The sequence below is a fragment of the Actinomadura rugatobispora genome, from assembly GCF_055379765.1.
The window spans coordinates 10,535,197-10,547,284 of the sequence record NZ_AP029191.1 but is presented as its reverse complement, the minus strand read 5'-3'; the positions used below and the strand labels follow the sequence as shown (position 1 = coordinate 10,547,284).

The 12,088-nt window shown below is 71.6% G+C and carries 13 protein-coding genes; 10 read left to right on the top strand and 3 right to left on the bottom strand.

What is annotated here, in order from left to right; all coding sequences use genetic code 11:
* Window positions 1-10 precede the first annotated feature (10 nt).
* From ACZ466_RS47055 to ACZ466_RS47035, 5 genes are all read left to right on the top strand, one after another.
* A complete protein-coding gene (locus ACZ466_RS47055; protein ID WP_378284973.1) occupies window positions 11-1,201 on the top strand; it encodes a cytochrome P450 in 1,191 nt (396 codons plus the stop codon).
* Between the two features lie 47 nt (window positions 1,202-1,248).
* Window positions 1,249-1,473 (top strand): ferredoxin, encoded by a 225-nt coding sequence (locus tag ACZ466_RS47050; RefSeq protein WP_378284972.1) that lies wholly within the window; start codon window positions 1,249-1,251, stop codon window positions 1,471-1,473.
* Between the two features lie 116 nt (window positions 1,474-1,589).
* Complete coding sequence (locus ACZ466_RS47045) at window positions 1,590-3,053, top strand: MFS transporter (protein ID WP_378284971.1); 1,464 nt, start codon at window positions 1,590-1,592, stop codon at window positions 3,051-3,053.
* Window positions 3,054-3,121: 68 nt separating this feature from the next.
* Window positions 3,122-4,183 carry a phosphotransferase gene (locus ACZ466_RS47040; protein WP_378284970.1) on the top strand — a complete coding sequence of 354 codons (1,062 nt, stop codon included), beginning with the start codon at window positions 3,122-3,124 and terminating at the stop codon, window positions 4,181-4,183.
* A gap of 83 nt (window positions 4,184-4,266) precedes the next feature.
* Complete coding sequence (locus ACZ466_RS47035) at window positions 4,267-4,977, top strand: TetR/AcrR family transcriptional regulator (RefSeq protein WP_378284969.1); 711 nt, start codon at window positions 4,267-4,269, stop codon at window positions 4,975-4,977.
* A 34-nt stretch (window positions 4,978-5,011) separates the two neighbouring features.
* Here ACZ466_RS47035 and ACZ466_RS47030 read toward each other — a convergent pair whose 3' ends face one another.
* Complete coding sequence (locus ACZ466_RS47030; protein WP_378284968.1) at window positions 5,012-5,695, bottom strand: TetR/AcrR family transcriptional regulator; 684 nt, start codon at window positions 5,693-5,695, stop codon at window positions 5,012-5,014.
* Window positions 5,696-5,780: 85 nt separating this feature from the next.
* Window positions 5,781-6,545 (bottom strand): carboxymuconolactone decarboxylase family protein, encoded by a 765-nt coding sequence (locus tag ACZ466_RS47025; RefSeq protein WP_378284967.1) that lies wholly within the window; start codon window positions 6,543-6,545, stop codon window positions 5,781-5,783.
* Window positions 6,546-6,909: 364 nt separating this feature from the next.
* On the opposite strand from ACZ466_RS47025, the gene ACZ466_RS47020 reads away from it, so the two are divergent.
* The 5 genes from ACZ466_RS47020 (at window position 6,910) to ACZ466_RS47000 (ending at window position 11,396) form a co-directional block, all read left to right on the top strand.
* Complete coding sequence (locus ACZ466_RS47020; RefSeq protein ID WP_378284966.1) at window positions 6,910-7,695, top strand: SDR family oxidoreductase; 786 nt, start codon at window positions 6,910-6,912, stop codon at window positions 7,693-7,695.
* Window positions 7,692-8,465: an SDR family oxidoreductase gene (locus ACZ466_RS47015; RefSeq protein ID WP_378284965.1), complete on the top strand. Its 774-nt coding sequence runs from the start codon at window positions 7,692-7,694 to the stop codon at window positions 8,463-8,465. The genes ACZ466_RS47020 and ACZ466_RS47015 overlap by 4 nt, the downstream gene beginning before the upstream one ends.
* 126 nt (window positions 8,466-8,591) lie before the next feature.
* Window positions 8,592-10,067 (top strand): aldehyde dehydrogenase family protein, encoded by a 1,476-nt coding sequence (locus tag ACZ466_RS47010; RefSeq protein ID WP_378284964.1) that lies wholly within the window; start codon window positions 8,592-8,594, stop codon window positions 10,065-10,067.
* A gap of 161 nt (window positions 10,068-10,228) precedes the next feature.
* Window positions 10,229-10,867: a hypothetical protein gene (locus tag ACZ466_RS47005; protein WP_464041983.1), complete on the top strand. Its 639-nt coding sequence runs from the start codon at window positions 10,229-10,231 to the stop codon at window positions 10,865-10,867.
* A 97-nt stretch (window positions 10,868-10,964) separates the two neighbouring features.
* Window positions 10,965-11,396, top strand: coding sequence for an SMI1/KNR4 family protein (locus ACZ466_RS47000; protein ID WP_378284962.1), 432 nt, complete (start codon window positions 10,965-10,967; stop codon window positions 11,394-11,396).
* 19 nt (window positions 11,397-11,415) lie between these two features.
* On the opposite strand, the gene ACZ466_RS46995 is transcribed toward ACZ466_RS47000, so the two are convergent.
* Complete coding sequence (locus ACZ466_RS46995; RefSeq protein WP_378284961.1) at window positions 11,416-12,081, bottom strand: TetR/AcrR family transcriptional regulator; 666 nt, start codon at window positions 12,079-12,081, stop codon at window positions 11,416-11,418.
* Between the last annotated feature and the right edge of the window lie 7 nt (window positions 12,082-12,088).

Genomic DNA, 12,088 nt, shown 5'->3' with positions numbered 1-12,088 from the left:
AGGCGAGTTCATGAGTACCGTCGCCGAGCTGAACTGGGACCCCTACGACCCCTCGCTCGTGCTCAACCCCTACCCCATCTTCCGGCGGATGCGCGAGGAAACTCCGCTGTACCGCAACGAGGAACACGACTTCTACGCGCTCACGCGTTTCGAGGATTGCCAGCGTGGCCTCGCGGACTGGCGGACCTACACCTCCGTCCGCGGCGACATCCTCGAACTGGTCCAGTCGGGGATCGAGTGGCCCTCGGGCACCCTCATCATGGAGGACCCGCCTGTCCACGACATCCACCGCCGTCTCCTCGCACGCGTCTTCACCCCGCGCCGGATCGCCATGCTCGAACCGCAGATCCGGGCGTACTGCCGGCGGACCCTGGAACCGGTGATCGGAAGCGGCCGGTTCGACCTCATCGAGGCCGTGGGCGCCGAGATGCCCATGCGCGTCATCGGCATGCTCCTCGGCATCCCCGAGCCCGACCAGCCGGCCATCCGCGACAGGGTGGACGCCGTGCTGAGCACCGAGGGCCGCGGGAAGATGAACCCGAAAGAGGGCGAGATCCTCAACACCGAGGCGTACCGGACCTACCTCGAGTGGCGCAAGCAGAACCCCTCCGACGACCTCATGACGGAGTTGATGAACGCCGAGTTCGAGGACGAGAACGGGGTCACCCGCACGCTCACCGACGACGAGGTCCTCACCTACTGCTCGGTGATCGCCGGCGCGGGGAACGAGACGACGGGACGTCTCATCGGGTGGTTCGGCGCGCTGATGGCCCGCTACCCCGAGCAGCGCCGCGAGCTCGCGGCCGACCCGTCCCTCATCCCCAACGCCATCGAGGAGATCCTGCGCTTCGAGCCGACCAGCCCCTTCACGGCCCGCTACGTGAACAAGGACGTGGAACTGCACGGCCAGACCGTCCCGGCCGGCAGCGCCATGCTGTTCATCGCCGCCGCCGCGAACCGCGACCCCGGGCGCTTCCCCGACCCCGACACCTTCGACATCCGCCGGGTCTCCCAGCACATGACCTTCGGTGTCGGCGCCCACTACTGCCTGGGCGCGGCGCTCGCCCGGCTGGAGGGCCGCGTCGCGGCGGAGGAGATCCTCAAGAACTTCCCGGACTGGGACGTGGACTGGGACGCCGCCGAGCTGGCGCAGACCTCCACCGTCCGCGGCTGGAAGACGCTGCCGCTCGTCATCGGGTGAACCCGGGACGACGCGCCCCCGGCAGGAACGATCTCAGGAGGTCACCGATGACCGACCGCTGGACGGTCGCCTTCGACCGGCATATCTGTGTCGGCACGGGTCTGTGCGCGGCCACCGCCCCCGACGCGCTGGACCTGGACGAGAACGGGAAGGGATGCGCGACGGCCGAGACGCTGCCGGCGTCCGAGGCGGTGCGGGACGCCGCCGAGTCGTGCCCGGTCGAAGCCATCACCATCACCGACGCCGGCACCGGAGAACGAGTCTTCCCGTAGCGGCCCTCCCTCCCGGACTCGCCGCGCCGCCACCGGGGCCGCACGCCCCGGGGCGCGGCGAGCGGCCGCTCGCTCCGGCCGACCACCCCACCCCACCCCAGTGCCCGGAGAAGCCCATGACCATCCCCCAGGACAGGACCGTTCCACCAGGTGGACGTTCGCACACGCGGATCCTGATCGCCCTCATCGTGATCGAGGTCTTCGCGGTCTTCGAGACCGCGATGGCGATCGCGGCCATCCCGAACTTCATGAAGGTCTTCGAAGCCGACGCGGCGGCGGCCGGCTGGACCACCACCGCCTACCTGCTGGTGGGCGCCTCCTCGGCCGCCACGGCCGGGCGCCTCGGCGACATCTTCGGCCGCCGGAACGTCCTGGTGGTCATCCTGGCCGGCGCGGCCTGCGGCTCGCTGGTCAGCGTGCTGGCCAACGACCTGTGGATGATCACGGTCGGCCGCGGTGTCCAGGGCCTGGCCGCCGGCGCGCTCCCGCTGTCGTTCGGCCTGGTCCGCGAGCTGCTGCCGGAGCGGCGGGTGCCGCTGGCGGTCGCTCTCCTGGGCGGCATCGTCCCGATCTGCACCGGCGCCGGGGCCCTGCTCGCCGGGGTGCTGATCGACCACAGCGGCTGGCGCCTGCTCTTCATCGTGGCGACCGCGATGGGCGCCGCCGCGTCGCTGACCGCGCTCATCGGCCTGCCGCGCACGCCCGGGATCAGGCCCCGGCCGCCGGTCGACATCGTCGGCGCCGTGCTGCTGGTCCCGGCGACCGGCGGCGTGCTGTTCGGCGTCTCCCGGGCCGAGGAGTGGGGCTGGAGCGACGCGCGGGTGCTCGCGGCGATCGCGGTCGGGCTGGTGGCGCTCGCCCTGTGGGTCTGGTGGGAGCTGCGGGTCCGCGAGCCCATCGTGGACGTCCGGCAGTTCACCGACCGCAAGGTGGCGCTGACCACCCTGGCGACGGTCCTGGTCGGCGCCGGGCCGATGGGCGCGGCCGCGCTCCTGACGCCGATGGTCCTGCAACTGCCCGACGCCTCGCCCATCGGGCAGGGGCTGTCGGCCACCACCGCCGGGGTGGTGATGGTGATCGCCTCCACGATCGGGTACGGCGGGGCCGCGGTGAGCGGGCGGATCGCCGAGCTGGCCGGCGCCCGCTGGGCGCTGGTGGTCGCGGGCGTCCTCTACATCGCCGGGGCAGGGATGTGGATCTTCATGGCGAAGAGCCTGCCGGGCACCATCCTCTGCACCGGGCTCCTGGCCGTGGGCTCGGCCTTCGCCTACAGCGCGCTGGCGAACCTGATCGTCGAGGTGGTGCCGTCCGAGCAGACCGCCGCGGCGACCGGGATGAACCGGGTGACGCTGAACGTCGCGGTGGCCACCGGCCTGTCGATCACCGCGGTGATCCTGACCGTCTCGACCGTGCCGGGCACGCACCTGCCGACCGAGAAGGCGCTGACGGGCGCCTGCCTGTTCATGGTCGCCTGCTCGGCGGTGAGCCTGGTGCTGGCGCTGCTCATCGGCGGTACCCGGCGGGCACCCGTGCAGCAGGCGCCCACGCCCGGTCTCGGCACCGAGCAGGCGGCCGCCTGACCACCCCTTCCCCAGGCACCCCCTGGCGACCGCCGCACATCAGCGTTCAAAGGATCAAAGGACAGAGAATGCCGCACCAAGCCACCGTTCCGGTGCCCAGCACGACGACGGAACTGATGTCGCCGGAATGGCTCAACTCGGCGCTCGCCCCGCGCTTTCCCGGAATCCGGATCACCGGCGTCACCCCCGGGCCCGTGGTGAACCGCGTTTCGACCAACGTCCGGTTCCACATCGAGTCGGCGGAGGGCCTCCCCGGCGGGCTGTCGCCGGACCTGTGCGGCAAGGGCTACTTCTCCGACATCGGCGTGTGGGACGCCCGCGGCACCGGGATCCCCGAGGTGTCCTTCTACCGCCACCTGGCGGCCACCAGCGGCGTGCGGACCCTGCCCAGCGTGTACGCCGACATCGACCCGGAGACCCGGCACGGCGTGGTCATCACCGAGGACGTCGTCGCCCAGGGCGGCCGGTTCCTCGACGCCCTCAGCGACTACACCCCGGAGCAGACGGCCCAGAGCCTCGGGGAGTTCGCCAAGCTGCACGCCGCGACCTGGGGCGATGCCACGGTGGCCGCGGCCGAGTGGCTGGCGCCGCGGCTCGGCGCCATCGCCGTGCACCGCGGCGTCAAGGACATCCGCGCCAACTTCGAGAGCGAGATCGGCGCGGGCGTGCCGGACGAGGTCCGCGACGCGGAACGGCTGTACGCGGCGTACCGGGCGCTCGCCGAGCAGACGCTCACCGCGTCGCCGTGGTCGGTGATTCACGGGGACGCCCACGTCGGCAACCTCTACCTCGACGGCGCCGGACGCCCCTCGCTCGTGGACTGGCAGCTGGTGCAGCGCGGCCCCTGGTACCTGGACGTCGGCTACCACATCGTCTCCACCCTCACCGTGGAGGACCGGCGGCGGACCGAGAAGGACCTCCTGCGCCACTACCTCGACAGCCTTCGCGCCAACGGGGTCGAACCCCCGTCCTGGGACGAGGTCCGGCTGGGCTTCCGCCGCGGCATCCTCTACGGCTTCTACCTGTGGGGGGTCACGCAGAAGGTCGCCCCCGAGATAACGAGCGCGCTCCTGCGGCGCCTCGGGATCGCGGCCAGCGAGCACGAGTCGTTCACATCGGTCGCGCCGTGAGAGGCGGTCCGCGACCGCGCCGTCCGGAAGGAGCGAGCGGGCCGTCCCAGTCGGAGGACGCGAGTCCGGGGGCCGGGAACTCCGTGGCGGCCCTGGCCGACCGGGCCGTGGAACGGTCCCCCTCCGTCCAGCGGTCGCGGACGCGCGGCATCCGGCAGGCGCGGGAGATCGTCGAGGCCGCGCGCCGGCTGACCCGTGCCAAGGGGTCCTCGTTCACCATCCAGGAGCTGGTGAACGAGGCCGGAATCACGCTGCGGACCTTCTACCGGTACTTCGCCGACAAGGACCGGCTCCTGCTCGCCGTCCTCGAAGAGGAGATCCTCGCCGAGGCCGCTCGCACCGGAGCCGCCGCCCGCCGGTTGCCCGACCCCGTCGCCCGCCTGCGCTTCCTCATCACCAGCACGCTGGAGTCACTGCACCGCCAGGACGCCGACGCCCCGCACGGCCGGCCCCCCGATATCGGGCCGCGGTTCGTCACCGCCGAGCACTGGCGGCTCCACCAGCTCTTCCCCGACGAGATGGCGCGGATCAACCAGCCCTTCGCGGACCTGATCGAGCGGGAGCTGCACGAGGCCGCCGCGCTGGGCCTGCTCTCCCCGGCCGATCCGGCCGCCGACTCATGGCTGGTGATGAAGCTGGTGATGTCGGTCTACCACCGCTACGCCTTCACCACCGCCCGCGAGAGCCTCGACGACACCATCGAGCGCCTGTGGGTGTTCTGCCGGGCCGCCTTCAACGGTGTCCGGAGCGCGCCCTCGTCCCCCGGAGCCGAGGTCGGGCCGGGACGGCACTGAGCGCGGCCGGCCTGGGCGCCGTCGCGGTTCGCGGTCACAGGACCGGCGACGGCGCCCAGGTCTTCTCGAGCGAGGCGTCGTCGAGGACGGCGCGGGCGACCGGTGACACGGGGGCCTGGAGGAACCCCACGAGGCCGTCGAGGAGATCGGCGACGTGCACGGCGAAGGGCAGCACCGGCTGCCCGTTCACTTGGGCGTGCTCGCGGTGCGACGCGGCGTCGACGCTGAAGGCCACCGCCTGGCTGACGCGGTGCGCCCGCAGGGGCTCGGGAATGTGCGGGAGCAGCGCCCCGACCCGCTCGTAGAACTCGCGCGTCGATGCCTGGAACTCCTCGGGAAGGCGTTCGAACACGTCCCGGCGGCCGTGGTGCCGCAGCATGTTGACGAAGGTCAGGTAGTGGCTGCCCTCCTGCTCGCCCTGCTCCAGGATGGGGAGCACATAGCACTTGACCCACGCCTGGAGGTCGGCGGGGCGGTACTGGGCGATGAGGATCCGGCGCCGCCCGTAGACGCCGGGCAGCCGGTGCTCGAAGATCGCCTGGAGCAGGCGGTCCTTCGTGCCGAAGTGGTACTGGACGGCGGACTTGTTGCCGTTCCCCGCCTCGGCGCCGATCTGGCGGAGCGACACGCCCTCGATCCCGTGCCGGGCGAAGAGGCGCTCGGCGGCGAGGACTATCTGCGCCTTGGTCGAGGGCGCCAGCATTGACATGGCGGTCATGTAACCAACCGTCCGCATGTAAGTCAAATGACTTGAAGGTCGGCTGCCTGGCGTCCCTTCCCGGCCGCACTGTCAGAACGAACGCTCAGCGGTCCCGCTCGGCCCAGATCGCGTCGGCGGTGCCCCCCAGCGCCTCCCCCTTGGCGAAGCCGTAGTAGGCGGCGAACTGGAGCACGATCTCGTCCATCTCCTCCTTGGAGATGTCGCCGGAGTTCAGCGCGGCACCGACGTGCGACCGCAGCGGCATGGGCGAGTCGTCGATGGCGACGCACGCCACGGTGATGATGCGGCGCTCGCGGCGGGTGAGCCCGGGCCGCTGCCAGACGTGCCCGAAGACGAAGTTGAGGATGCCGGCGTGGGTGTACGGCGTCTCGCCCCTGGGCGCCTGGATGAGGTTGACGTCGACGAACTCCTCCGCTCCGCGCCTGATCCGTTCGTCCCAGTCATTGAGGCCGAGCGCGGCGTTGTCGAGCACCGGCAGCGGCCCGGCCTCCTCGCCGCGCTCCTGCCGGATCCGGGCCCACTGCCGGCGGATCACGCCCTCGATGTGCGACGCCTTCGGCCAGCCGCAGTAGACGGCGAAGTGGAGCACGAACTCCAGCATCGCCTCCAGCTCCATGTCCCCGCTGTTGAGCGCCGCGTACACGTGCTCGTCGATCGGCTCGGGCGCGTCCGCCGCGCCGACGCAGGTGAGCGTGACCCAGCGGCGGTCACGCCGGCTCAGCCCGGGGCGCGGCCACACCTCGCCGAAGACGAAGTCGCGGGTCGCCGCCTCGAACGGCGTGGCCGGTGCCGGCGCCTCACGGGTCATGACCTCGCGATAGGTCCGCTCGGCGGCTGCGTTGCCCATGCGCTTCTCCTCTGACGCCCCGGCCTGCCTTCGAGTGGCAGACTCTAAGTCGCTTGACTCTCTAGGACAAGGGGACTGTGGCAGCCGATCCGCCGAGTTCCACGCGCGGCAGGCACCGGCAGCGAGCCGTTTGACCGCGTTCACCTGGTGAAATTCGGTCCACACCCACTCCTCCGCACCCGGCGATTCCTCCGCCTCGCCCTATGCGACCGCCATCAAACTAAGGCGATTGACTTCACGATGGCCGCATGTTTTGATGCCAGTCGTTGACGGTAGCCACATTCTCGCCGCCGGTAATCCCGCTCTCGCGCACCCGGCAGGTCTCGACCGGCCTGTCCGCCCCCGTTGGAAAGGTGAGCGTCCCATGAGCATCGATCTGGACAACGCCGTCGCGGTCATCACGGGCGCGGGCAGCGGCATCGGGCGCGCCGCCGCGCACGCCTTCGCCCGGCGCGGGGCGCGCGTCGTGGTCACCGACATCGACGGCGACCGCGCGGCGCGCGTCGCCGCCGGGCTCGCCGGCCGCGGCACCGCCGCGACCTGCGACGTCACCAGCCTCGGCGACCTCGAGGCGGTGCGCGATCTGGCACTCGACCGGTTCGGCCGCGTCGACCTGGTGATGAACAACGTCGGCGTCCTCGCCGTCGGCCCCGTCGAGGCCATCCCCCTCGAGACCTGGCAGCGCGTCGTCGACGTCAACCTGCTCGGCATCGTCCGCAGCAACCTGGTGTTCCTGCCGCTGCTGCTGGAGCGGGGATCGGGCCACGTGGTCAACACCGCCTCGACCGCGGGGCTGCTGCCCTACGGGTACGACCGGCTGCCCTACACGGCGACGAAGCACGCGGTGGTCGGGCTGTCCGAGGCGCTCGCGCTGTACCTGCGGCCGCGCGGCATCGGCGTCTCCTGCCTGTGCCCGGCCGGGGTCGCCACCAACATCGTCGAGCAGATCACCTTCCACGGGGAGCCGGCGCCGCCGCGAGGGCCGAGCTTCCCCGTTCTCGACGCCGAGACCGTCGGCGAGATCGTCGCCGACGGCGTCGCCGCGGACCGTTTCCTCATCCTCACCGCCCCGGAGGCCGCCGGCGAACTCCGCGCGCACGGAGCCGACGTCGACGCCTACCTGTCCCACCTCCTCAAGGAAGCGCCATGAGCACACTCGATCGTCTCCGCCTCGACGGGAAGGTCGCCATCGTCACGGGCGGCGCCGGAGCCATCGGCCAGGTCTACGGCCGCGCGCTGGCCGAGGCCGGCGCCGCGGTGGCACTGGCCGACCTCGACGGCGACGGCGCCGAACGGGCCGCCGCGGCCCTGGCGGCCGACGGCTTCCAGGCCACCGGCGTGCGCGTCGACATCACCGACCCAGCGTCGGCGGCGGCGATGGCCGAAGCCGCGGTCGCCGCGCACGGCGGTGTCGACATCCTGGTCAACAACGCCGCCGTCATGGCCGAGATCCCCCAGGTCGACCTGCTCGACCTCCCGCCGGAATGGTTCGACCGCGTGATGCGGGTGAACGTCCTGGGCGCCGTCCAGTGCTCGAAGGCGGTCAGGGCGCCGATGGCCGAGCGCGGCGGCGGACGGATCATCAACCAGGTGTCCGCCGGGGCGTTCATGGCCGGCGGCATCTACGGGATCAGCAAGCTCGCCCTGGTCAGCGTCACCGCCGGCCTCGCCCGCTCGCTGGGCCCGCTGGGCATCAACGTCAACGCCATCGCCCCCGGCCTGGTCGAGAACGAGCCGGGCATGCGGAGCCTGCCGGCCGACCACCCCGCCCGTGCCGCCCTGGCCGCGGCCATTCCGGGCAAGAAGCAGGCGCCCGCCGAGGACCTGCTGGGCACGCTGCTCCTGCTGGCCTCCCCGGCCGGGGAGTGGATCAACGGCCAGACGATCAGCGTCGACGGCGGCTGGGTCATGCGCCTGTGAAGGCGACGCCGCCGCGGCGGCGTCCAGTCCGGCCAAGGGGGCGTTCAGGCCCCCGGAAGAGAAATGACGGCGGGGCGGCGGCCCCGCCTTCCCCGAACAGGAGACAAGGCGGTACCAGGAATGACCGTGTCCCCACCCATCTCACACGACCTGGGCGTCACCGGACCGCTCATCGACGGCAGCCGGCTCGACCGGGCGTCCGCAGGCACGATGGACCACATCAACCCCGCGACGGCCCGCGTCAACGGCACCGTCGTGCTGAGCGGCCCGGACGAAGTGGACGCGGCCGTCGCCGCCGCCAGGAAGGCATTCCCCGAGTGGCGGGCCATGTCACCGGACAAGCGCCGGCGCATCCTGCAGCGGGTGGAGGAGCTGATGGAGGCCCGGGTGCCCGAGCTCGGCCGCCTCACCACGCTCGAACTCGGCGTCCCCGCCACCGTGTCGGCGGCGCTGGCGAACCTCTGCGCGGGATGGTTCGGGTACTACGCCGGTTGGGCGGACAAGCTCGAGGGCGCGACGATCCCGCCCAGCCCGCTGATGGGGCAGGGCTTCGACTACACCGTCCCGGAACCGTACGGCGTGGTCGGCATCATCCTGACCTGGAACGGGCCGATCGTGTCGGTCGGCATGAAGATCGCGCCCGCGCTGGCCGCGGGCAACTGCGTGGTCGTCAAGGCCCCCGAGCAGTCGCCGTACACCGTCGCCCGGTTCGCCGAGATCGCCCTGGAGGCGGGCCTGCCCCCGGGCGTCCTGCACGTCCTGCCGGGCGGGCCCGAAGCGGGCGACAGGCTGGTCCGCCACCCGGACGTCGCCAAGATCTCCTTCACCGGCGGCATCCCCACCGCCAAGAAGATCCTGGAGGCCGCCCGGCACACCCTGAAACCGGTCGTCCTGGAACTGGGCGGCAAGGCGGCGAACGTGGTCTTCCCGGACGCCGACCTCGGCCAGGCCATCGCCCTGACGATCGGGTCCTGCACCACCCTGGCCGGGCAGGGCTGCAACCTCGCCACCCGGATGCTGGTGCATCGCCAGGTGTACGACCAGGTGGTGGAGGCCACCGCGCAGGGCGTCGCCGGACTGCGGGTGGGCGATCCGTTCGACCAGCGCACGATCGTCGGCCCCGTCGTCGACCAGGCCGCCTACGACCGCATCCTCGGCATGATCGACCGCGCGGGCGGGGACGGCCGCGTCGTCGCCGGGGGCCGCGGCGTCGAGCGGTCGGCCCTGGCGCCCGACATCCGTGACGGCTACTTCATCGAGCCGACGGTCCTGGCCGACGTGGACCCGCGGAGCGAGGCCGCGCAGCAGGAGATCTTCGGCCCGGTGCTGTCGATCACCCCGTTCGACAGTGAGGAGGAGGCGGTGGAACTGGCCGACTCGACCCCCTATGGCCTCGGCACCTACCTCCAGACCCGCGACGTCGCACGGGTGCACCGCCTCGTGCCCCGGTTCCAATCCGGCACCGTGCTCGTCAACGGCGTCTCCGGGCAGCCCCCCGGCGCCCCGTTCGGCGGCTACAAGCAGAGCGGCTTCGGACGGGAAGGCGGCAAGGAGGGCCTCTACGAGTTCCTCCAGACCAAGAACGTCTACATCAGCGCCTGACCGGACGGTCCCGCGGCCTGGCCACCACAGGCCATCCACCAAGATCACCCGTCCGGGCCGCGCCCGGCCTGCCACCGTTCCACTGGACGTGGGCAGGAAGGACCGGCGGGGAGGCGTGCGTGGGCGGGTGGCGGACGGACACCGGTTTGCGGTCCCATGATGTGCCGATCGAGCACATAGCCGATGAGGTGGAGGCGGTGAGGACCGCCCGCGTCGCCGTGGTGGCCGATGCGTTCCACGGCATCGGCGGGGACCACAGGGGTGAGGGGGTCTGGGACTTCGAACGGCATCTGCGCCTGCTGCGCTTCGGCACGGGAGCGGACGCCGTGCACCTTCTCCACGCGGGACCGGACATGTTCACCGAGCTGTCGCCACAAGATCGGCTCCAGAGCGGAAAGCGCTGGACGCGGGCCACCGGCGGCCAGACGAACTGGAGGAGCGAGCGCTCGGAGACCGTGGCCTCGATACGGCACCTGTCCGAGCCCGTACGCGTCGGCTCCGAGAAGCTGGCGGGGCAGCGGCTCCGACGGTACTCGCTGCGCGTCCGGCCGGACCCGGCGGCCACCGACCCGCTGCTCAAGGGCGTCCACGAGCACGTGCGGAGTGAGGGGATCAAGCAGTTGCGCTTCGACGCCTGGCTCACCGGGGACGACCGGCTGTGGCAGACGCGCGAGCACGCGACACTGCACCGTGCGCACGCCAGGCGCACCGGGGTGAGAACATACAGCCTGTACTGCTGGGAGTTCGGAATCGACCTCGGCGACCTGGCCGCGCCGTCGCCCGACGAGATCCTTCTGTAAGGGCGTGGGGCACCGGCACGGTGATGGCCGCAGGAGGATCCGGGCGTGCCGATCGGGCGACTGGACGGCGCGGGCCCGTTTTCGTCATGATTCGCGAATGTGGCGCGAGCTGATCGAACAACACACCTCCCAGGCCCGCTTCGCCTCCCCGGCCACGGAAGAGGCCCTGTACCGGACCGAGGAGACACTGGGGCACCTGCTTCCCGACGACCTGGTCAAACTCCTCGGTGAGACCGACGGCGTGGTCGACGCCAACGGTTACAACCTGGTCTTCTCCGCCGAACAGCTCCTCCAGGGCAACCTGGAAATGCGCACCTACCCCGCCCTGAAAAGGCTCTACATGGCCTTCGACCAGCTGCTGTTCTTCTCCGACGCTCCCGGCGACGGCAACCTGTTCGCCTACGCGCTCGTCCCCGAAGGCAGGCCGGACATCTTCGTCTGGGACCACCGCACCGACAACCGCCGCTGCGTCGCCCAGTCCCTGGAGCACTTCGTCGAATCCTGGCTCACCGGGCACATCCAGCTGTGACCCGGGCGCCTGCGCCCGGCTAGCCCGGTTCGCCGAGGACGCTGCGCAGGACGGGCAGCACCGCGTTGAGGTTCTTGGTCGTACGGAACACGACGATCGAACCCGCGCCGCCGGCCGCGGCGGCATCGGTGAAGAGTTCGACCGTGTGGTCCAAGGCCGCGTCCAGCTCCTCCTCGGGGCTCCCGGTCAGGCCGCGCAGCCAGCGGCGCAGCACGTGGTTGTGCGCGGTCACCACCGCGGCGGCCATGAGCTCGGCCTGCAGGGCGCTCTCCTCGCCACCGCCCATCCAGGTGTGGATGAACTCGCGGAACACCCGCTGGTACTGCTGGGTGCCGGCGATCTCGCGGTCCCGCAGGGCGGGGACGGTCCGGGTGAGGCGGTACCGGGCGATGGCCGTCTCCCCCTCGCCGAGGTAGTGCAGGAGGACGAGCCGGGCCGCCTCGCAGACCGCGACGAGCGCGGTCCGCTGGGTGGAACCGGCGAGACGGGAGCGGATGGTGGCCAGCAGCGCCTCGTGATCGGGGAAGATCACGTCTTCCTTGGAGCGGAACGCACGGAAGAAGGTCGTGCGGCCCACCCCGGCCCGCTCGGTGATGTCGTCGATCGTGGTGCCCTCGTAGCCGCGCTCCTCGAACAGCGCGAACGCCGCCTCGATCAGGCGGTCCTTGGCGGTTCGCTCTGGCATCCCGTGC

Excerpts from the sequence above, each read along its gene's own strand:
- ACZ466_RS47050 (WP_378284972.1), top strand. The coding sequence starts at position 1,249 with ATGACCGACCGCTGGACGGTCGCCTTCGACCGGCATATCTGTGTCGGC.
- ACZ466_RS46995 (WP_378284961.1), bottom strand. The coding sequence starts at position 12,081 with ATGCCAGAGCGAACCGCCAAGGACCGCCTGATCGAGGCGGCGTTCGCG.
- ACZ466_RS47055 (WP_378284973.1), top strand. The coding sequence starts at position 11 with ATGAGTACCGTCGCCGAGCTGAACTGGGACCCCTACGACCCCTCGCTC.
- ACZ466_RS47030 (WP_378284968.1), bottom strand. The coding sequence starts at position 5,695 with ATGACCGCCATGTCAATGCTGGCGCCCTCGACCAAGGCGCAGATAGTC.
- ACZ466_RS47025 (WP_378284967.1), bottom strand. The coding sequence starts at position 6,545 with ATGGGCAACGCAGCCGCCGAGCGGACCTATCGCGAGGTCATGACCCGT.
- ACZ466_RS47040 (WP_378284970.1), top strand. The coding sequence starts at position 3,122 with ATGCCGCACCAAGCCACCGTTCCGGTGCCCAGCACGACGACGGAACTG.
- ACZ466_RS47020 (WP_378284966.1), top strand. The coding sequence starts at position 6,910 with ATGAGCATCGATCTGGACAACGCCGTCGCGGTCATCACGGGCGCGGGC.
- ACZ466_RS47015 (WP_378284965.1), top strand. The coding sequence starts at position 7,692 with ATGAGCACACTCGATCGTCTCCGCCTCGACGGGAAGGTCGCCATCGTC.
- ACZ466_RS47045 (WP_378284971.1), top strand. The coding sequence starts at position 1,590 with ATGACCATCCCCCAGGACAGGACCGTTCCACCAGGTGGACGTTCGCAC.
- ACZ466_RS47000 (WP_378284962.1), top strand. The coding sequence starts at position 10,965 with ATGTGGCGCGAGCTGATCGAACAACACACCTCCCAGGCCCGCTTCGCC.